This is a genomic window from Nitrosomonas sp. (assembly GCF_019752095.1).
Taxonomy (GTDB): Bacteria; Pseudomonadota; Gammaproteobacteria; order Burkholderiales; family Nitrosomonadaceae; genus Nitrosomonas.
In genome coordinates, this window is record NZ_JAIEMO010000009.1 from 68,738 (window position 1) to 90,037 (window position 21,300).

Genomic DNA, 21,300 nt, shown 5'->3' on the forward strand with positions numbered 1-21,300 from the left:
TCATTACTTAATACTTAACTGATACCCATGAACCGCTACGGACTTTGGCAGTACCTCATTATTGCGGTTTCACTGCTACTTGGCTTGCTTTACACTTTGCCGAATTTTTACGGCGAATCTCCGGCAATACAGATTTCTCCTTTACGGATTTCTACAAGCTCTGATACCGCATTGTTGCAACGAGTTGAAGAAACATTGAAACAAGCCGACCTTGAAATGAATGGAATTTTACTTGAGGAAGGCAGTATTAAGGTTCGTTTTGCCGATACCGATTTGCAGATGAAGGCGAAAGACTTACTTGAATCTGTGCTGGGTAACGAATATATAATTGCCTTGAACCTGCTGCCCAATTCTCCGCAATGGCTGACAAACCTTGGTGCTTTGCCCATGTATCTGGGATTAGATCTGCGTGGCGGAGTACATTTCATGCTTGCGGTTGATATGGAGGGAGCGCTTGAGAAATCACTCGATCGTTATAGCATCGATATTCGCAGTACATTACGCGAAAAAAAGATTTCGTACACCGGACTTGAGAAGCAAGCTAAGAAACTGATCATAAAGTTTCGCGATGTTGAATCACGTTCAAAAGCAGAAGCAGAATTAAAATCAAATTTTGCGGATTTCGCATTAAGTACAGAGGAAGCTGATAATCGCTATCATCTGATAGCTGAAATCAAGCCTGAGGTTCAAATACGCATGCAGGATTCGGCTGTGATGCAAAACATCACAACATTGCGCAATCGTGTCAATGAATTAGGTGTTGCTGAACCTATCATACAAAAGGCTGGTGCAGATCGCGTGATTGTTCAATTGCCGGGTGTGCAAGATACCGCCAAAGCAAAAGATATTTTGGGGCGAACAGCTACGCTGGAAGTGCGTATGGTCGACGATGAACATGACCTTGATGCGGCTTTGCGTGGCAGAATTCCAGCTGGAACAGAGCTGCACCAAGAGCGTGGCGGAAGTCCGATTCTCGTTAAAAAACAGGTTTTGCTCACGGGTGAACGCATTACTGATGCACAACCAGGATTTGATAAGGATAATCAACCGGCAGTTCACGTCAGCCTGGATAACAATGGATCGCGTATTTTTAAACAATTAACGCGTGAGAATGTTGGTAGAAGAATGGCGATTCTGCTGATTGAGAAAAATACAGCCGAAGTAGTTACCGCACCGGTTATTCGTGAGGAAATCGGTGGCGGACGCGTGCAGATCAGTGGACGCATGACCAGTTTGGAAGCGCGGGATGTCGCGCTATTATTACGTGCGGGTGCATTGGCGGCACCTATGGATATTATCGAGGAACGCACTGTTGGCCCCAGCCTGGGTGCGGACAATATTACCCGAGGGTTTAATTCAACTCTTTATGGATTTATCGCTGTTGCCATTTTTATAGCGGCCTATTACACAGCATTTGGCGTTATTTCTGTCATTGCGCTTGCATTCAACTTGCTGCTGCTGGTTGGTTTGTTATCCATCATGCAAGCAACATTGACATTACCTGGAATGGCGGCTCTGGCTCTAACAGTAGGCATGGCAATCGATGCTAATGTACTTATTAATGAGCGTATTAGGGATGAGTTACGTGCGGGCGCTTCCCCGCAACTTGCCATTCACTCAGGATATGAACGCGCATTTGGCACCATTCTGGATTCTAACATTACCACCTTGATTGCCGGCATTGCCTTATTTGCGTTCGGTTCGGGGCCGGTTAAGGGCTTTGCGGTAGTGCTATGCCTGGGTATTATGACATCCGTGTTTACGGCAATTTTTGTGTCAAGGGGTATGGTTAATTTTATGTACGGAAGCCTTCGCAAACTCGACAATATTCCCATCGGGATAACCTGGGTGCCGGAACCTAGTTTAGTGACTGGAAAATCCGATCTTCTTTCCGAAAATGAAATTACTAAAACTACAGGTAGTACAGAACCTAAACGCAGTGAACAGACTAAAGAGAGTAGTATAAAGCCGGATATCGTCAGTCAAACATCAGTCATAAACGAAGATGAAAGCGTAGTAGAAGATTCGGCGAAAGCCAGAGCGATAGCTAAAAATAAAGCTAAAAGCAAACGTAAATCAGCTGACACCAAAAAAACCAAACAGTAATAACCCGCATTAAGGAATACCATTATGGAATTATTTAGATTTGAGCGTGACATCCCCTTCATGAAATGGAGGCGAGCGGGGGCAATCGCTTCAATCGTAACATTTATTCTTGCAATCTTTTTTATCTCGACAAAAGGACTCAATTTGGGAGTGGATTTTACGGGTGGGACAGTGCTTGAAGTTGGCTATACTCAAACAGCAGACTTGGAAAAAATACGCGGTGTATTAGTCGGTCTTGAGATGCCGGATGCGAGCGTGCAAAACTTTGGCACCTCGCGGGAAGTTTTAATACGATTGCCCATTAAGCCAGAGTTTTCCAGTGCCCAATTATCGGAAATTGTTTTAGATGCACTGCGAGAAGCTGATTCTTCAGTTGAAATGAGACGGGTAGAATTTGTGGGTCCGCAGGTAGGACAGGAATTATTGGAAAATGGCGCTCTCGCCTTGTTATTCGTTTCATTAGGCATCGTGGCATACTTGGCGATACGATTTGAATGGAAGTTTGGCATAGCCGGTATTATTGCTAATTTGCATGATGTGATTATCATTCTCGGTTTTTTTTCATTTTTTCAATGGGAGTTTTCATTGACTGTCCTCGCTGCGGTTTTGGCAATACTGGGCTACTCAGTGAACGAATCGGTTGTCATTTTTGACCGTATTCGAGAAAATTTCCGTAAGCTTCGCAAATCTTCAGTGACACAAGTAATTGATAGTGCGATCACGCAAACCATGTCGCGTACAATCATCACGCATGGCAGTACACAAATGGTTGTAATCGCAATGCTTTTATTTGGCGGTGAAGTGCTTTATTATTTCTCGTTAGCTTTGACAATCGGTATACTATTTGGAATTTATTCTTCAATTATGGTGGGCAGCTCTATCATCGTGCTTCTTGGTGTCAAGCGCGAAGATCTAGTTAAGCTAGAGAAAAAGCCACTGGAAAATGACGGAGCAGTCGTATAAGAAAGTTTCCTCGCTTGTCGCCCCGAATAAGCTTGTAATAGGCTGAGATAGTTGGGAATATTTTTATTATCTGTTCATAATTGATTGCTACTCAATTCTTTCTGTGTCTTTTTGATTAGAAAAATTGATAGCAGATGTTAAATGCAAGATCGCAAACCGTAGCTTCCACCAGTAGAGGCTGCGGTCCATATTTCCTCGTTTTTTTGTTGCATAATCTCGCTATTCCCCGCAAAATCACAACCATCTGCACACGTTATTCTGCATGACTCGCTACATTTTCTTGAGTCGGGCAGGCGGCTGTTAACAACCAAGAGAGAGAAAAGAAAATATGTCCACAACGAATAATGCTGCACCGGAGAAGAAAAATATTTGGCCTAAACTGATTACATTTTCATTGATATTGCTGGTGATCTTCATTGCAGTGAGCTTATTGCCACGAAGTTTTTCACAGGATCTTTCGGTCATAGGCCAGGGGACTAACGTGGTTGTATTGGTGCATGACGGCAATATACTTCAAAGCACTGACACCATGGCTGCCATGAATGTAGTCAGAGATGATTTCGAAGAGCGTGTTGCATTTATTGTGGCTGATATCAATACGCCAGAAGGCAAACGGTTTGCGGACAGTCATGGGTTCGGTCAGGCGGCTTTGGCATTTTTTGCAGCGAATGGTGAACGATTACAAGTGTTATATTCAGAACAAACGGGTGAGTCCTTGAGACAGCATTTGAATACAATCTTTAACTATAACTATTAACCTAATTTCATCAGATTAATTGATGGCCTGTAAATAAATTTCATACGGAAATTATTAAAAGTGTTACAAAATGCGATCATAGGAATTCCTATGCGAGAATTGCACCACTTGTTTTTTGTATTTGCATTTATCGATAGGCTAATTAGCCAATTTGGGTAGTCCATATTAGGAGACGGGCAACATCATGTTTAAAGGCAATAGCAACTTTCAACTAAAAATTAACAACACAAGTTTGGAATCTTTTATCGTTCCTGGTCAGCTTGGTTTCTATACAGCTAATAAAAGAACGACGAACCCTGTATGGATGCATTTTTTTCTGATGGCTTTGCTTATGAGCGTTTTTATTTTATTTGCATCGGATGCATTTTCGATGGCGGGTGCAACTGCACCCATTAAAAAAATGCTCAAAGTGCAAACGAATGAACACAGATGGATCAGTTTAGGTGCAGGGTATCGTGGCTCAGGCGTATGGGTGGAAAATCCAAATTCCGGGAATTTGAGAGATGGTGCCTACAGCAACGACAATGCGCGTCTTTATCTCAATGGACAGTTTAATGAGCATTTCAAATTCGAGGTCAATACCGAATGTTTTTTCTGTAACAATACGGCTTCGGGTGAAAATCCAAGAATGTCGTATAACATCCTCGATGCAATAGCTAAATTCGAATACAACCGCTATTTCAATATTTGGGGAGGCCGTATGTTGGCACCCACAGAGCGGGGGGAATTAAGCGGTCCTTTCTTTCAGGCCACCCATGATGCATTCAAAACACCATTCTTTTCTCAAGATTTCAGTGTCAAATTTGGCGATGGTGGCGCAGGCCGTTATGGTCGTGACGACGGTGTAACGTTTTGGGGTAATCTAGAGCCTGGCATTATTCCTGGTACACTTGGTTATGCAATGGGGGTTTTTCGTGGTTTGGAATCCTCGAAAACTGCGGGCCCGAATCCGGGCGGCACTATACTGACAGCTGCGCGCGTTACTTATAATTTTCTGAATCCGGAAAAAAATCCAGGCTACTACACTTCCAGTACGTATTATGGTAAAGCTGGTGATATTTTAGCATTGGCGTTTGGTATGTCTTACCAAAAGAATGGCGCAGGATCGTTTGCAAATCGTAGTGATTTTCTTGGTTTTACAGGTGACTTATTGTTTGAAAAAGTATTACCTAAAAATATGGGTGTTACTACTGTAAATGCTGAATACAAACAATTTTACGCGAATTATTCGACCGCCGCATTTTCTGATCGTGATTGTTTCTGCATGTTCGATGGCAAGTCGTGGACAGTAACAGGTCTTTATATGTTTCCGACTAAAATTGGCGTAGGACACTTTCAGCCTTACGGTAGATTTACCAGCATTCAGCCTAATCAGAGCAGTAATAGAGAAGAAATTGAAGCGGGTCTGAATTACATTATCGACGGATTTAATGCACGTATATCAGCGTATTATCAGCATGGAGATCTGCTGAGGAAAGGATTAAATTACGCACCCGGAGTTTCAGGTCCAACGCAAGATGTTTTCAAAATCTCTTTTCAACTACAGATTTAGTGACTATCTACAACCATTTCTCATAAATTCTGAAAAAATTATGCTGCTATCCACTTATCCAGAAGAATCAGCAATCAAACAACGGAGTTCTCCAATTCTGAATAATCCCCAGCAGGCAACGGATGCTGCTATATCCGATTCAATTGTGAATTCGGATCACAAGCCACTTCAAGCGAGATTGTCGCTTAAGTTTTCTGAGATTGATGGAACAACGCGTCTCGTGGAACGGGATCATTTCGGCCCTTTGTTGGTACAGAAACCTTTTTACCCAGAAAGCAAAAAGATTTGTCATGTGGTAATTATTCATCCACCGGGCGGAGTCGTAGGAGGTGATCAATTACAAATTTCGGCTCAAGTTGGTGCGTCCGCAAGTGCGCAAATAACCACACCCGGTGCTGCGAAATGGTACAAAGCAAATGGTCGCGTTTCACATCAAAAAATTAGAGTCAGCGTAAGCAAAGGTGGCTCTCTTGAATGGGTGCCACAGGAAACTATTTTTTACAACAATGCTAACGTCGACGTCGATCATCAAGTAATTCTGGAAGATGATGCAATTTATGTGGGCTGTGAAATATTATGCTTTGGTCGTACCGCATACGGTGAAACATTCAATAGCGGACAAATCAAGCAGCGCACTAGCATTCAACGAAATGGAAAGATGATTTGGCTTGAGCAAATACGTCTCCTGGGCGAGAGCTCTGCCATGAGTGGCCCTTTGACATTATCTGGGAAAACAGTCTGTGCTACACTCATTTTGACTGGAAAAGCGCTGCCTCAGTCTTTAATAGATTTGGCACGTGAAGAGGCAATGATAGTTACAAAAAGTGTGGGCCAAGTTGGTATATCCCAACTGAAATCGGTAATTGCGGTTCGCTATTTAGGTGATTCGAGTGAGATTGCACGGCACGTCATGCTGCGTGTGTGGGGTTTGTTCCGTCCAGAAATTCTTGGGTGCGCTGGAATTGTTCCGCGTATGTGGAATACTTGATTCAATGTATCATTGAATTGTTGTGTTTTTCTAAAAGAGTCATTCGGTTGCAGTAACTTAAGAAAATTGAAATGTTATTTTATTCAGGAGAAAAACTATGGACTTAACACCTAGAGAAAAAGACAAGCTACAGATATTCACTGCCGGATTAATCGCTGAAAGGCGTAAGGCACGTGGCCTAAGGCTAAATTATCCAGAAGCAGTTGCACTGATTACCTGCGCAGTATTGGAAGGTGCTAGAGATGGGCGAACGGTTGCGGAGATGATGACAGCCGGTCAAAAAATACTGACTCGTGCTGATGTCATGGAGGGTGTTCCCGAAATGATTCCGGATATTCAGGTTGAAGCAACGTTTCCGGATGGAACTAAATTGGTTACTGTGCATAATCCGATAGTTTAATCCTCAAAAATAGGAGATCGTCATGAGAGTACCAATGATTCCAGGAGAAGTGTTCACTGAATCGCGTGAAATTGAATTAAATGCCGGCAGAAATACTAAAACTATAACCGTTTCCAACGGCGGAGATCGCCCCATACAAATAGGTTCCCATTTTCATTTTTTTGAAGTTAATTCTGCCATGAAATTTGATCGGGAGGCTGCCTACGGTATGCGCCTAAATATTATGGCCGGGACAGCTATCCGTTTTGAACCAGGACAAGAAAGAACCATTGAGCTCGTTGATCTTGCGGGAGACCGAATTGTTTATGGGTTTAACCAAAAAGTGATGGGCAAACTTAAATAGTTTGTATCGCAATAATTTTACAGGAGTAGAAAATGAGCGTAAAAATTTCCCGTAAATCCTACGTTGATATGATGGGTCCAACGACTGGTGATCGCGTCCGTTTAGCCGATACGGAGCTTTTTATAGAAATTGAAAAAGATTTCACCACCTACGGCGAAGAAGTGAAATTTGGCGGTGGCAAAGTAATTCGAGACGGCATGGGCCAGTCACAACGTAATCATGCTGATGTCATGGATACTGTTATTACCAATGCAATTATTATTGATCATTGGGGCATTGTTAAAGCGGACATTGGTATCAAGAATGGCAGAATCGCGGGCATTGGCAAATCTGGGAACCCGGATATTCAACCTGACGTTACCATTGCTATAGGGGCAGCTACTGAGATTATTGCTGGCGAGGGACAAATCGTTACTGCGGGTGCGCTGGATGTGCATATACATTTCATTTGTCCGCAACAAGCAGAAGATGCCATGATGAACGGAATAACGACCATGCTTGGTGGTGGTACAGGTCCGGCTGTAGGTACGGCGGCAACTACCTGTACCCCAGGGCCCTGGCACATTCATTCAATGTTACAAGCCTCAGATGGCTTGGTAATGAACACAGGGTTTTTTGGTAAAGGTAATGTTAGTCTACCAACACCTTTAGAAGAACAAGTGCTTGCCGGCGCTTGCGGTTTAAAGCTGCATGAAGACTGGGGCACAACTTATGCTGCCATTGATAATTGTTTGAATGTTGCGGACAAATATGATGTGCAAGTCGCTATCCATACCGACACCATCAATGAGGGCGGTTATTTGGAAAACTCCATCGCTGCGATGAAAGATCGTACCATTCATACCTTTCATACAGAAGGTGCGGGCGGTGGCCATGCGCCGGATATTATCGCAGTCGTGGGCCAAGAAAATGTTTTGCCGTCATCGACTAATCCAACTCGTCCCTATACCGTTAATACCCTTGATGAGCATTTGGATATGCTGATGGTGTGTCATCATTTACATGCCAATATTCCAGAAGATGTTGCCTTTGCAGAGTCACGTATCCGTAAAGAAACGATTGCCGCTGAAGATATTTTGCATGACATGGGTGCAATCTCCATGATGTCTTCGGATTCACAAGCAATGGGGCGTATCGGTGAAGTTGTGCTGCGTACATGGCAAACTGCGCATAAAATGAAGATACAACGTGGCACATTGCAAGAAGATACCTCAAGAAATGATAATTTTCGCGTAAAAAGATATATTGCCAAATATACAATCAATCCGGCTATTACTCATGGTGTTGCACATGCGATTGGATCCATAGAGACTGGAAAATATGCGGATCTGGTGCTGTGGAGACCGGCGTTCTTTGGTGTAAAACCATCCATGATCTTAAAGGGTGGGATGATCGCTGCAGCATTAATGGGTGATCCCAACGCATCGATTCCAACGCCTCAACCCATGCATTATCGTTATATGTTTGGTGGCTATGGTGGTGGGATAAAAACATCATGTTTCACTTTTGCTTCGCAGGCAGCGTTAAATGCTGGGTTGGTTGATCAATTAAAACTAGACAAAGATATCATAGGGGTTAAAGATACCCGAAACCTGCGCAAGAAAGATATGATTCACAATGGCGCAACGCCTAAGATGGAAGTTGATCCGGAAACCTATGAAGTACGTGCTGATGGGCAATTATTGACCTGTGGTGCTGAAGACGTACTGCCGATGGCACAACGCTACTTCCTATTTTAAGTAATTATATTTTTTGCTTCGCCCTGTTAGGCGGGTATCACACAGGCAAAATGTTTTTTTCATTTTTTATAGTAGCTATCACAGTTTTTTTGCAGTGATAGTTACTATAAAACTAATAACTGATCATAATTATAAAATGCTTACGCTGAATACTAAAATAGATCATGCAGACTCAGTGTTTGCACAATTGGTTTTACCCTATGAAATGCGCGAGAACAGTCGGCTAAGGACGGTGCTTGCATCCGGTGAGGAGGTGGCAATTTTTACTTTGCGAGGCACAATACTGCGGAATAATGACTTACTCAAGAGCGATGACGGGCGTGTAGTGCAGATCATTGCCGCTCGTGAGCCTACTTATCGAGTCACTTGTAAGACACCACATGATTTATTGCGTTGTGCCTTTCATCTTGGTAATCGACATACGCAAACCCAGGTTGGCGAAGCTTTTCTGCGGATTCATCAAGATAGTGTCTTAAAGCAAATGTTGGAAGGACTAGGTGCTTCTGTCATAGAAGAAGATGAACAATTCGAGCCAGAATCAGGCGCTTATGGAGGAGGAGGGCACCATCATCATGACGATGGTCATTACCATGCACATGGTCCGCTTGCGCCCATACCAGCACGTCAAAAGATTCACAGACCATCCGACTCGCAATCTTAGGAGTCATTCATTGTGCAATCTGTTTTATTACTTCGCTTACTGCAACTAGCAAGTCCCTCGCTGCCAATTGGTGCATACACGTACTCGCAAGGTTTGGAGTCCGCCATTGAAAACGGTACCGTGCATGATGAAAGCTCTGCGCGTGCATGGATTTCAGAAGCATTGAATATCATTGCGGATTTTGAAGCGCCGATCGTATGGCGCTTGCTTAATGCATTTGCCGAGCGCGATTTGGCAGCTGTCAGTTACTGGACTGAATGCTTTGTTGCAGCACGCGATACCACGGAGTTTCGCGCGGAAACAATACAAATGGGATATTCTTTAGGAAAACTCGTCACAGATCTAAAGATTGCGGACGATTCCCTGAGTGCAATATTAGCAAATCAATCCGAAATACCTTTACCTACTGCGTTTGCATGTGCCGCAGAAGCACTTGGGGTGCCACATGAGTCGGCACTGCTTGGCATGTTGTTCTCAATGGTCGAGAATCAAGTGTTAGTTTGCGTCAAATCAGTGCCACTGGGGCAGGTTTCCGGGCAGAGTCTTTTATTGTCGTTGCATGCAACAATCGAAAAAGTATCGCTACATGCACAGCAGCTCAATGATGACGAACTATCGAATTGGGCGCCAGGATTGTCATTGTTGTCGATGCAACACGAAACACAATATAGCCGAGTTTATCGGTCATAATTTTTGAGGTATTACACGTGAGTAAACAATCAAATCCGCTTCGAGTAGGTATCGGTGGTCCGGTAGGATCAGGAAAAACGGCCTTATGTGAGGCACTGAGCAAAAAAATGCGCGATCGTTACGAAATGGCGGTTATTACGAATGACATCTATACCAAGGAAGATATGGAGATTTTATTACGCGCTAATGCGTTACCTCCAGAACGTCTGATGGGTGTGGAAACAGGCGGATGCCCGCATACGGCTATCCGTGAAGATGCATCCATTAATCTTGAAGCCATAGCGCGCATGACAGCCGATTTTCCCAATCTTGACCTTATTCTGGTTGAGTCCGGCGGCGACAATCTAGCTTCTACCTTCAGCCCCGAGCTTTCCGATTTAACTATTTATGTTATTGACGTCGCGGCTGGCGAAAAAATACCGCGTAAAGGTGGTCCTGGCATTACGCGTTCAGCGCTGCTGATTATTAACAAAATTGATCTGGCTCCTTATGTTGGAGCAAGTTTGGAAGTAATGGCACGAGATGCAAAAAAAATGCGTGGCGATCGACCATTTGTGTTCACCAACTTGCAAACGGGTGAAGGTGTCGATCAGGTCGTTGAATTCATTGTGAAACAAGGATTGCTTGAAGAAGTGAAACAACGAGCAGGTTGAGAATATCTTTGCACAAATTTAATTTTTAACCCTAAGCTGAATGATTAAGTAGATTGTAGTGTTAGTTACCGTGGTTTCTTTTTTTCATACAAACTTTAGGAGCTAATCATCATGGATTGGTCTTTATCAATTGACAAGGCAATGCCGAAACCTTTGCGTGTAATATTCAGAGGTGTCGGTCAAGTATTTTTTTGCTGCAACGCAGTCACGGGTCTTATTTTCCTAATCGCCTTATATGTAGGTGGGATTACTGCAGGGCTCGCTGCGACTATAGGCGTAATCAGCAGTACAGTCGCCGCTTATTTATTAGGGTTTTCAGACGATGATATTGATGCAGGGCTGTACGGATTTAACGGCACTCTGGTAGGTCCCTGCTTATTTCTGTTCATGGAGAATACTCCGCAACTCTGGTTGTATGTGGTACTTGCTTCAGTTTTGTCTACGGTGGTGTTGGCTGCATTGATGCGGATCTTGCAACCTTATAACATTCCCGCATCTACGTCCCCGTTTGTTTTGACCTGCTGGATGTTTATGGTGGCCGTGTTTTCATTTGATGCGTTTTCGCGCGGCCCAGTGCTGCCCGCACCGGGAATTCCTATCGACATTGCCGCTGCCTCAGTAGTCGCGGCAGAGTATGCTACCTTTACGCAAGAAGCGGCTGAGGCTTGGTATACAGCCGTTACCAAAGGTGTTGGCGAAGTGATGTTCGCCGATAGCGTCATAGTAGGTATTTTGTTCTTGATTGGTATTGCAATAACCTCACTGCGTGGGGCATCAATGGCGCTGGCCGGCGCAATTGTCGGGGTTGCTTTGCCGATCTGCCTGGGTGCCGATAAAACGCTGATCGAAATGGGGCTTTATGCTTTTAATCCGGTGCTGACCATGATGGCGATCGGCTGGGTTTTTCTTAAACCTAGCACAGGCACTGCAATTCTTGCCTTACTGGCGGGTATTTTGACGGTTATTTGTCAGGCTGGATTGGCTAATTTCCTCGCGCCGATTGGCTTGCCGACGCTGACGTTTCCTTTTGTTCTGGTGATGTGGATGTTTTTATTTGCTGCTGGAAGATCTAAATATTGGGGTAATTTACACTAAAATTAGTTGTTTTTTGAGATTAAGCCCCGTTTAGAAGCGGGGCTTTTTATTGGTAGTGACAACACTGGAGATCATTAGGTGAGCGGACTGCAATGCGTATGAGGAGTCGCAGAATGTGGATGAAGCTCTTCTGATAGCTCGATCGGCACAATATGCAATTTGCCGTGACGCACGCCATTGGTGGCGATCATTTGATTGGCAAAGCGCCTAACATCTTGAATTGTGCCACGCAGAATAGTGGTTTCGAGACAGTTATCATGATCCATATGAACATGCATACTGGATAAAGATAAATCATGATGGTGATGGTGCGCAGAAGTTACCTGGCTGGCTAGGTCTCTTTGGTGGTGATTATAAATATAACTGAGTGTCGCAATACAGTAGCCTTTATTATCTTTTTCCAGGCGTGTGGTTTCCAGATAATCCCGAATGAGATCACGAATAGCTTCCGAGCGATTATCGTAACCGCGTGCATGGGAAACTTTATCAAATTGCTCAAAAAGCTGGTCATCCATCGAAATAGTAAAGCGCTCCATAAAATCTCCTTTGGGATTATCACTCAAAATCATTAATCTAAATACTGAATATACCATTACAAATTTATTGTATTGATCAAAAATTAGCGACTAAATTAACACGAATTGAGCGGCTTTCTATCGGATGAAAATGTAAGTCACTCACGCCGGCGGCGGGCTCACCCGGAAGTCGCGAAGTATAATAATAATCTATCGCATGCGCTTGTGTGTTGAGCAGATTAAATCCTTGTACGATTACGCGCACACTGTTACCGATCTTATAGCCAATTTGGCCATTGAGCGTAATGGTGTGATTGGACTGTACGCTGTTATCTTCGATCAAAGAACGTTTGCCGAAATAGCGAAACTGCATACTGCCAAATAAAGGGCCTATATTATCCACCGCTACTGCTAATTTTCCTACGCCTCGTATTGCTCCAGGTATTTGGTTGCCACTTGGATCAGCATCGCTGAAACGTGCGCGCGCCAACGCGTAATCCAGATCAACCATCAACCAATCTGTCGGCATATAAAACAGTGAAACTTCAACTCCTTCCCGCTTACTCGGACGGCTGGCCTCAGTTGTTCCGGCATCACCCACAAATAATAATTCCGAATCAAAATCCAGTCGAAACGCGGCAAAAGAAGCCTGCAAGCCTGGAACGATGGCGGTGCGAACTCCAAATTCATAACCCGTCGAGCGCACCAGAGGATTGACTCTGTTAATGGGATCTCCTGACTTTGGATCAACGGTAGAAGTCGCTCCACGTGCGTCATTGCTATGAAATCCGCTGCCATAGTTAAAATAGAGTTCGGTTTGCACCCAAGGTCCTAAAATTAGGCTGAGCTTGGGATTGGTCATGCTATCGTAACGGTTTCCCGAGTTAGCATTGATATTGCTATTGACATCAAACCAGTAATAATCCGAGCGCACGCCGGCTACGCTGCGGAATTTTTCCAGCCACTGTATGCTGTTTTGATAATAAATTCCTATACTGTTCTGATTTATATGATCTTTGCGGGTAGTCGATAAGGTTTGGCGTTCTTTGGTACTGAGCAATCCATTGTCAATGACATCATTCTGAAATTGAACGCCCACCATACTCTCGATCTCGATTCCACTAATATTGTTGGTCCAAAGATGATTTGCATTCATCGCCGATTGAAAGCGTTTATCAATCTGAGAGAATTGGTCTCCATTCACTGGGTCATCGAGAAAATAGGTGAAATTTGAGAATAATGCCAAATTACTATGCAGCGTATACAGATTCAACTGAGTGATGCCATAGCGACTGACATGCTGTAGTGCACTGGAGAGACTAAAGCGGTGAGATTCACCGCCAGAACTGGGATCAATGGCGCCCAGTCGTGGAACAAAACCGCTGGCTACACCTCTTTGCGGGATTTGATCGGTTGAGTTCCAGTTTCCACCATACCCCATTGCTGTTACGTTAAATTTAGTCGGGCCACTATCTTGGCTATAACGCAGTACCGCGTTAAATTTCTTGAAATCCTCATGTTTAACCCATGGCCCATCTTTTGTCAGTAGCTCCACTGCATACAATACATTGCCCGCGCCTACTTCATGTGATTTTGCCAGCAATCCCCGCATAAAGCCCTGTTGTCCAAGTCCATAGCTGGCAATGCCCTTCGGTAATTTGTCAACGTAGCTCATACTGACAGCGCCCGCTGAGGAAAAATCGCCTTGATTGGCGTAATAAGGGCCTTTTAAGTACAGTACATTGCCTGCCAATTCAGGAATGATAAAGTTAGTATCCGCCCAGCCTTGTCCGTGCCCATGCGAACGTTGATTGACCAGCATTCCATCTACTGAAATGCGTAAATCCGTGCCATGATCCAGATTAAAGCCGCGCAGAAAGTATTGGTTGGCTTTCCCCTCACCGCTATGCTGGGTAACAATTAATCCCGGTACTGTTTCCAGTAATTCTCCCGGACGATAAACGGTGCGTGAATCAAGTTGTTGCTTGATTACCGTACCTTCATTGGCGGAGTTGGCCGTGCCGATTAGCTCTCGCGCATTGGCGCGGATAATCATTTCCTTAAGGGTTGGAACTCCCGCAGCGTTGACTATTAATGGTATGCAACTAATTGATATAAAACTGCTACCTCCGATAAGCCACTGCAGTGTGATAGCCAGCTTAGTTTTTATTTTCACGTTCTTTTTATCCTAAAACTACGTGTCATTTTCTTAAAAGCCGCATGAACACTCATAATAAATCAAAATGTATGATAAATTGTTTTTTTTTCATAAAATCTAGCGCATTAATTGGGAGAAATTTTGTTATGAAACTAGCAACCTTAAGAATTGCAAAGTTTTTTTTATGTTTATTACCACTGTTCTTACAAAACCCTATACTCGCGGCAATTGCTGACAAGAAGACTGAAATTGTTACAACTGTTTCACCGATCACGAATATTGTTCAGAATGTTGGCGGAAAGCACATTAAAGTAACCGGTATCGTGCCAGATGGAACCGATTCCCATACCTTTGAGCCCATCCCTTCGGATGTAAAAATATTACAAGCAGCCGACATGATTATCGTGAATGGCCTTGACCTGGAATTACCGACATTAAACTTAGCGAAAAAAGTAAAAAGACCTGAAACTCCGATTCTGCAATTGGGAAACCTCACTCTTAAAGAAGCGGACTGGCAGTATGATTTTAGTTTTCCACGTGAACACGGGCATCCTAATCCTCATTTATGGCTGAACATTGAGCTGGTCATGCGTTACGCAGAAATAATTAGAGACAATCTGATTATGCTTGATGCGGCGAATAAGGTGAGCTACCAGGAAAATACCGCAGCATATTTGGCTAAACTAAAGAAATTGGATCAGGCAATTTTCAAGTGTGTTGAGACAATTCCTGAAACAAATCGTAAGTTAGTCACGTATCATGATTCTTTTGCCTATTTCGCACCGCGTTATGGCATGGTAGTCATTGCAGCGGTACAACCCTCTGATTTCTCCGAGCCGGGTCCCCAGGAAGTCATCAGTATTATTAAACAAATTAGAGAAACCGGGGTGCCGGCAATATTTGGTTCAGAAGTGTTTCCCAGTAAAGTGATGAAGCAAATTGCCCGAGAAGCAAAGGCCCAATTTATTGATCAACTTGCGGATGATGAGCTTCCAGCCGCGCCTAATAATTCTTTCATCGGTATGATGGCCAGTAACATGGTCACCATGACCAAAGCACTGGGCGGTAATTCAGCCTGTATGGCCAATATCGATGCCAGCAACATTGCATTCTGATTCACCTTTAGTTCCTGCGGTAAAGCTAACCGGCGTCACCGCGCGTTATGAACAAAACGTGGTATTTGACGATCTTTGTCTGGAAATTGCTGCGGGTCAGTTTGCCGGAATTGTCGGTCCCACGGCTTGCGGTAAGTCGACGTTGCTGAAAATTGTTTTAGGAATCCACGCGGTTAGTGCGGGTCAGGTGGAACTCTACAACTATCCAGTCAACAAGGTGAGGCCAGGCACGATTGGTTATGTACCGCAGCTTGGCAGTGTCGACTGGAATTTTCCGGTAACGGTTGAAGAAGTAATTTCCATGGGACTTTATACCAATGGACGTATATGGCCTTGGCTCAGTAAACAGGAGCGCACTTGCATTCAAGATCTTGCGCATCGATTAGGCGTTGATGATTGTCTGAAAAGCCACATTAGCGATATATCAGGCGGTCAACGGCAACGCACGTTTCTGGCGCGCGCCTTGATCAACAATCCCAAGCTTCTGATACTCGATGAGCCGACTTCTGGCGTTGATATCAAGACTCAGCATGAGGTATTGCATTTGCTGAGTGATATCAATAGAGGAGGCATCACCATATTATTAACCACGCATGATTTAAATGCGGTGGCTTCTCATTTGCCCTGGGTGATTTGTTTTAATCGCGGTGTTATTGCCCAAGGTCGACCGAATACTATCTTTACCAATGAAATCCTGACTAAAACATATGGAGGTGATATTGTCATTGTTAAATCCGAAGGACATCTCCTGATTGCTAACAGTACCCCTCTCAAATTTATTGATGAGACCCCCTGATGGAGTTTCTACTTGAACCGATCGAATATGAGTTTTTTCGTCATGCTTTACTTGCAGCGTTGATGGTAGGTGCGTCCGGCGGTTTAATCGGAGTATATGTAGTGCTGCGCGGCATGAGTTATGTTGGCCACGGATTGTCTCATGCGGCAATTGGCGGCGCAGTGATCGGCATTACACTGAATTTGAATTTTTATGCGGGCGCATGCGCGATGGGATTACTCGCCGCATTCATCATCAACAAAATTACTAAAAATAACAAAATCAAACTGGATGCGGCTATCGGGATTGTAACCACGGCTATGTTCGCCTTGGGTGTGGCCATTGTCAGCAAGATGCGTAATTTTAAACAAAACTTCGAAGCTGCCTTATTTGGCAATATTCTTGGAATCACCGAGCAAGATCTGATGATCATCGGATTGGTCGCTCTCTTTACACTGATTACCATGTTCATCACATACCGTACCTTACTTTTCTCAACGTTCGATAATGAAGCGGCGCGCGTATTCGGTATTAAAACTGACTCTGTGCAATTGCTGTTTTCATTATTGCTCACATTCTCGGTCATTGCATCCCTGAATGTCATTGGCGTCACGATGGTCGCCGCCACGCTCATTGCCCCAGCCATGACTGCGAGAATGCTGACGGATCGTTTTAGCCGCATGATTATTTATTCAACTATCATCGGTGCGGTGACTGGTGTAATTGGTATGTACTTAAGTTACATTTTTAATGTCGCTTCGGGTACAACCATAGTGTTGTTTAGCGTATTGGTGTTTGCCTTATCAATGCTGGTGAGACCCTTACGAAACCTCTATCGATCACGACAATATTGAATTGGCGCAGATAGTCAGTTTTTAGTCAGCTGCAAAATCCGAGATAATTCAGGCTGTGGAACGAGAGCTGTCCATCGGAATCTGTAGTTACCAAGGCACTATCTGCCCGTCAAAGGCGTAAAACTTTCCGGAATCTTCGAATGTTAAGTTGCTGATCACGCGACGCATGCCAGTGACGCTTTGCTCGGTTGAGATCAATCCATTCGGCCCACCCATGTCTGTTTTGACCCAACCGGGGTGCAATAGCACCGTAGTGATTTGTTGGGGACTCAAATCTATCGACAAGCTTTTCATCACGATATTGACACCTGCTTTACTGGAACGGTAGATGTAACTGCCACCGCCTCGGTTATCTGCAATACTGCCCATTTTGCTGGTAATGGTGACAATGGTTTTTAGATTGCTACGGGCAATAGGCCGCAGAAACGCTTCAGCCATTTTCAGCGGTGCCATGGTGTTAATTGCAAAAGTATGCGCCCACGCCTCGTAATCCGTCATGCCGAAAGCATCGCCCGATTTTGGCGGATAAACGCCGGCGTTATTGATTAATAAATCAATGGTCTCACCGGATAACGTTTGCGCCAGCTGTTCAATCTGCGAATAATTGGCAACATCCAGCGAAAAAATGCTGATTCGGTCTGGATGTTGCGCAACTAAACGGTTCAAAGCATCGGCAGACGTCGGATTGCGGCAGCAAGCAATGACACGCCAATCATCCAAAGCGTATTGGCGCACAAATTCCAATCCAATGCCACGGTTAGCGCCTGTGATGAGTACTGTTTTCATAGTATCTTGCCTGGAAATGAGAAGTTTTACGTTTCAATGATACCGCGATTCAACAAAAATAGACTTAATACATTAGGAAATTACATTAAGAAAAAACCTAAAGACATGATAAAGCCGACAGCCACGATAAAGACTTGCAATACCTGTTTAGAAAAACGGTATGCGAAAGCCGCGCCTGCATAGCCTCCGACAATCGCAGCGGCGCCCATGATCAGCAGTTGTTCACTCGCTATGACGCCACCAATGGCATAGATTACAACTGCAATAAATGTAATTAGAGACGAGACGAGGTTCTTTAATCCATTCATCCCGTGTAAATTCGTTTGGCCCATTAGTCCAAGTACAGCGAGTAAGATTATACCCAGACCACCATTGAAATAACCGCCATAGACGCACACGGAAAACAGGCAAAAAATCGCTATTGTCTTTCGGTTGCAATATCCTGAGCGGGTAATAAGCGGTTTTTTTGATGAAAGAACTCCACTGTCAAGCAAACGAGGGCCGATGAAAAACATGATCGTGGCGAACAGGATTAACCAGGGTATCAAGATCGAGAATACCTGCTCATTGGTATGCAGCAGAATGCTCGCACCTATGCAACCACCGAGAATAGTAATCAACACAAGAGTCGCGAAATTTAAGCCGGTAGGCAATTCAATCTCACGCCTGAACCGCCAGGTGCTGGCAATATATCCCGGTAGCAGTGCTGCGGTGCCGGTTGCATTTGCTGATACCGGCGGCACTCCTACCAAAATCAGAGCCGGAAGCGTGATAAAGCTGCCGCCTCCGGCCACAGCGTTGAGCATTCCACCAAGGATTCCGGCCGCAATCATTATGACCCATTGAGTTATTTCCAAAATTTTAATTCCACATAATTACAGGAAGCGCTTGCTTCGCCCGATATTTAAGTTATTAAATATCAATGAATTAAAGAATGGCGCATTAATTTGTGAAAATTATTATTTTATTTGGACTTCGACAACCCTGGATCCGCCTATAATGCGTCGGATTTCCGCCAGCTCTTCGGATGTTATCGGCTTGTCGGGTTGAGATGCTGCTCTTTTCTGAATGGCTCTAAATTCTTCAACTAGCTCAGGGCTATCCATGAAGAAAACAACCACTAATGGCAATGAGTTCTTCAGATTCTCAATTTTGTGAGCTACTCCTGCGGGCACGAAAATAACATCGCCCGCACTAATTTCTTTGATAGTAGTACCGAGCGTTGCTAAACCATTCCCAGAAACGACATAAAATAATTCATCTCCCTGGTCATGGATATGCAACCCGGTGGTACTCCCCTTCTGGAAAGTCTGCTCCACTAAGATTGAGTTGGATGTTCCAGTTGATGGAGATGCTTTAATGACCATTCCATTCATTACTGCTTCGCCTTCACCTGCTTTTAAGACAAATCCATCAGAACCGTATACCGTGTTGAAGAAAAAGGTAAATAAAAGAGTAAGAAGACATATAGTGATGATCTTTCTCATTCGTGTCCCCCAGAATTTATGACTATTAAAAACCAAAAAGTGATAAGTCTTGCAATGTAATGCTTGTCATTTCTTATAAAGCTAAGGGGCGACGCCATTAGTCGGTTGTTTTTGATTATATGGGTTGTGAGATAATGATTCATGGCAGTTAATGGTCATGATTTTCATCACTGGATAAATCTCTCGAATTCTTCGAAGATGTATCTGTCTTTACAAATGCAGCAGCATGACGTACGACCGCTAAATCTTGTGCCAGGTTTAGCGCGAGTCGTGCACGTTCCAGCGCCAGCCGTGCGTGATGCTTGGCGGCTTCCTTCATCGGCGCATCGCCAATCAAAGCCAGAGATTGAAGCGCCTTTTGCAGCCGAACCATTACTTCCACCGTGCCGGCGCCGTCACGAGCGATTCCAGTGAAGGCGTCATCGAACATGTCTCGCACCAAGATCTCAGGCACTTCCACGCGGTCATATTTTGGGATATGTTCGTCTGCTGCCTCAGCCTTTGCAGGCTCATTCCATAGAACAAAAAGCCGCACTAACGTTCCAATAATATTGATAGCCGTGCCGGGATCGTTAACCGCGGGCGACAGCGCGCGACAGGCAATCTCCGACAAGACCACGAGGCCAAATCTTGGATCATCGTCGAAAATTCGATCATTCCCGATTTGAAACGATTGAATAATTTGTTCGCGGTCACTCTCTGCTATTTCTCCTGAGCGGGAGCTGATGCAAGCCAATTCCCGCCCGGGTGCGGCAAATGTGCCTGGTAAGGCCGCGATCATGACTCGGCCATCAGTTTTTTCCGCCCATGCTTGCAGTGCTGCAAGGTCAATATGCTGGACGTAACCTACACTGGGCGCGAATACCGCCCATCCATGAGCTTGTGGCAGCACCGGTACACCATGGAGGGTTGGTGCATCCTTGCGACGCATCAAAGCCTGGGTGGTTGCTTGCTCAACCTTGGTGATGGTTGTTCCAATGCGGCCAAGGCGGGCGATGCTGTCCACCCAGCGCACAAACGTTATGATTACAACGCCGAACGCAATGGCCGTAAGAACGAAGAGCGTAAAATGTCCCGCTGCTTTGAAATAACCATTCTTCAGCGCTGTCAATGCCACGATACTGTATATAAATGCGCCAATGAACGTCGATAGCGCGTTCTGTGACTTATCATCGCCGATAATTAGCGAGAACGACCGCGGTGTTGCTGTGCTGCTTGCGGAGGCATAGGCCGATACCATGGATGACACTGCAAAGGTGGCAATGACCAGCATGCTGGCAGCCATGATGGAGAGCATGGTTTCAACAGGCTCGGGTTTAATGGCTGGAAGAATTGCCCCTAGTTCAGTGCCGTCTGCGAGTTTAGCCGCGAGCGCCGCAGCGATCGACAGCAGGCAAGCCGCCAATGGCCTTACCCAAAGCCGTTCGTTCAGCCGATTGATAAAAAACCTAAGTCTCTGTGTTGAAATGAAAGATGGCATTTTGTGCTCCCTGACGCCGCCACACAATGTTGTAGATAAGCCTGATTATTGCTTGGTTTGTATTTGTATACAAATAGAATGCATTATAACGCCGATAGCCTTGGATCTTTGAAAGTTGGTTGTTACTGTGAAATACAATCGAAAATTTCAATATAAAGACTTCAGCGTTCTCTGTGTTTTCAA

General features: G+C 44.5%; 21 protein-coding genes. 15 read left to right on the forward strand and 6 right to left on the reverse strand.

The window, feature by feature from the left end; genetic code table 11:
- Positions 1-27: 27 nt before the first annotated feature.
- From secD to yut, 12 genes are all read left to right on the forward strand, one after another.
- Positions 28-2,106: a protein translocase subunit SecD gene (gene secD / locus K2Q13_RS04175; RefSeq protein WP_292919407.1), complete on the forward strand. Its 2,079-nt coding sequence runs from the start codon at positions 28-30 to the stop codon at positions 2,104-2,106.
- Between the two features lie 24 nt (positions 2,107-2,130).
- Positions 2,131-3,069, forward strand: coding sequence for a protein translocase subunit SecF (gene secF / locus K2Q13_RS04180; protein ID WP_292919408.1), 939 nt, complete (start codon positions 2,131-2,133; stop codon positions 3,067-3,069).
- Positions 3,070-3,397: 328 nt separating this feature from the next.
- Complete coding sequence (locus tag K2Q13_RS04185; RefSeq protein ID WP_292919409.1) at positions 3,398-3,826, forward strand: hypothetical protein; 429 nt, start codon at positions 3,398-3,400, stop codon at positions 3,824-3,826.
- A gap of 184 nt (positions 3,827-4,010) precedes the next feature.
- On the forward strand, positions 4,011-5,378 hold the full coding sequence (locus tag K2Q13_RS04190; protein ID WP_292919410.1) for a hypothetical protein: 1,368 nt from the start codon (positions 4,011-4,013) through the stop codon (positions 5,376-5,378).
- A 40-nt stretch (positions 5,379-5,418) separates the two neighbouring features.
- Entirely contained in the window at positions 5,419-6,366 is a 948-nt protein-coding gene (locus K2Q13_RS04195; protein ID WP_292919411.1) for an urease accessory protein UreD, read from the forward strand.
- 97 nt (positions 6,367-6,463) lie between these two features.
- Positions 6,464-6,766 (forward strand): urease subunit gamma, encoded by a 303-nt coding sequence (locus K2Q13_RS04200; RefSeq protein ID WP_106706367.1) that lies wholly within the window; start codon positions 6,464-6,466, stop codon positions 6,764-6,766.
- Between the two features lie 34 nt (positions 6,767-6,800).
- Positions 6,801-7,109 (forward strand): urease subunit beta, encoded by a 309-nt coding sequence (locus K2Q13_RS04205; protein WP_292919454.1) that lies wholly within the window; start codon positions 6,801-6,803, stop codon positions 7,107-7,109.
- 32 nt (positions 7,110-7,141) lie between these two features.
- Positions 7,142-8,848 carry an urease subunit alpha gene (gene ureC / locus K2Q13_RS04210; protein ID WP_292919412.1) on the forward strand — a complete coding sequence of 569 codons (1,707 nt, stop codon included), beginning with the start codon at positions 7,142-7,144 and terminating at the stop codon, positions 8,846-8,848.
- Positions 8,849-8,984: 136 nt separating this feature from the next.
- Positions 8,985-9,509 carry an urease accessory protein UreE gene (gene ureE / locus K2Q13_RS04215; protein ID WP_292919413.1) on the forward strand — a complete coding sequence of 175 codons (525 nt, stop codon included), beginning with the start codon at positions 8,985-8,987 and terminating at the stop codon, positions 9,507-9,509.
- A gap of 12 nt (positions 9,510-9,521) precedes the next feature.
- Positions 9,522-10,199 carry an urease accessory UreF family protein gene (locus K2Q13_RS04220; protein WP_292919414.1) on the forward strand — a complete coding sequence of 226 codons (678 nt, stop codon included), beginning with the start codon at positions 9,522-9,524 and terminating at the stop codon, positions 10,197-10,199.
- Positions 10,200-10,216: 17 nt separating this feature from the next.
- Positions 10,217-10,852 carry an urease accessory protein UreG gene (ureG, locus tag K2Q13_RS04225; RefSeq protein WP_292919415.1) on the forward strand — a complete coding sequence of 212 codons (636 nt, stop codon included), beginning with the start codon at positions 10,217-10,219 and terminating at the stop codon, positions 10,850-10,852.
- Positions 10,853-10,963: 111 nt separating this feature from the next.
- A complete protein-coding gene (yut, locus tag K2Q13_RS04230; RefSeq protein ID WP_292919416.1) occupies positions 10,964-11,947 on the forward strand; it encodes an urea transporter in 984 nt (327 codons plus the stop codon).
- A 74-nt stretch (positions 11,948-12,021) separates the two neighbouring features.
- Here yut and nikR read toward each other — a convergent pair whose 3' ends face one another.
- Positions 12,022-12,483, reverse strand: coding sequence for a nickel-responsive transcriptional regulator NikR (nikR, locus tag K2Q13_RS04235; RefSeq protein ID WP_292919417.1), 462 nt, complete (start codon positions 12,481-12,483; stop codon positions 12,022-12,024).
- Positions 12,484-12,559: 76 nt separating this feature from the next.
- Entirely contained in the window at positions 12,560-14,638 is a 2,079-nt protein-coding gene (locus K2Q13_RS04240) for a TonB-dependent receptor (protein WP_292919418.1), read from the reverse strand.
- Positions 14,639-14,766: 128 nt separating this feature from the next.
- On the opposite strand from K2Q13_RS04240, the gene K2Q13_RS04245 reads away from it, so the two are divergent.
- From K2Q13_RS04245 to K2Q13_RS04255, 3 genes are read left to right on the forward strand one after another with little or no spacing between them, the layout of a single operon-like run.
- Positions 14,767-15,735 carry a metal ABC transporter substrate-binding protein gene (locus K2Q13_RS04245; protein WP_292919419.1) on the forward strand — a complete coding sequence of 323 codons (969 nt, stop codon included), beginning with the start codon at positions 14,767-14,769 and terminating at the stop codon, positions 15,733-15,735.
- Positions 15,713-16,531 (forward strand): metal ABC transporter ATP-binding protein, encoded by an 819-nt coding sequence (locus K2Q13_RS04250; RefSeq protein WP_292919420.1) that lies wholly within the window; start codon positions 15,713-15,715, stop codon positions 16,529-16,531. Before K2Q13_RS04245 ends, K2Q13_RS04250 begins: the two co-directional genes overlap by 23 nt.
- A complete protein-coding gene (locus K2Q13_RS04255; RefSeq protein WP_292919421.1) occupies positions 16,531-17,364 on the forward strand; it encodes a metal ABC transporter permease in 834 nt (277 codons plus the stop codon). The genes K2Q13_RS04250 and K2Q13_RS04255 overlap by 1 nt, the downstream gene beginning before the upstream one ends.
- An 87-nt stretch (positions 17,365-17,451) precedes the next feature.
- On the opposite strand, the gene K2Q13_RS04260 is transcribed toward K2Q13_RS04255, so the two are convergent.
- From K2Q13_RS04260 to K2Q13_RS04275, 4 genes are all read right to left on the reverse strand, one after another.
- The gene (locus K2Q13_RS04260) at positions 17,452-18,150 is read right to left on the reverse strand and encodes an SDR family oxidoreductase (protein WP_292919422.1); all 699 of its coding nucleotides are present in this window, start codon (positions 18,148-18,150) and stop codon (positions 17,452-17,454) included.
- A gap of 80 nt (positions 18,151-18,230) precedes the next feature.
- Complete coding sequence (locus K2Q13_RS04265) at positions 18,231-19,007, reverse strand: sulfite exporter TauE/SafE family protein (RefSeq protein WP_292919423.1); 777 nt, start codon at positions 19,005-19,007, stop codon at positions 18,231-18,233.
- Between the two features lie 102 nt (positions 19,008-19,109).
- Complete coding sequence (locus K2Q13_RS04270; RefSeq protein ID WP_292919424.1) at positions 19,110-19,637, reverse strand: cupin domain-containing protein; 528 nt, start codon at positions 19,635-19,637, stop codon at positions 19,110-19,112.
- A gap of 148 nt (positions 19,638-19,785) precedes the next feature.
- Positions 19,786-21,117 carry a DUF2254 domain-containing protein gene (locus K2Q13_RS04275; protein WP_292919425.1) on the reverse strand — a complete coding sequence of 444 codons (1,332 nt, stop codon included), beginning with the start codon at positions 21,115-21,117 and terminating at the stop codon, positions 19,786-19,788.
- Positions 21,118-21,300 lie beyond the last annotated feature (183 nt).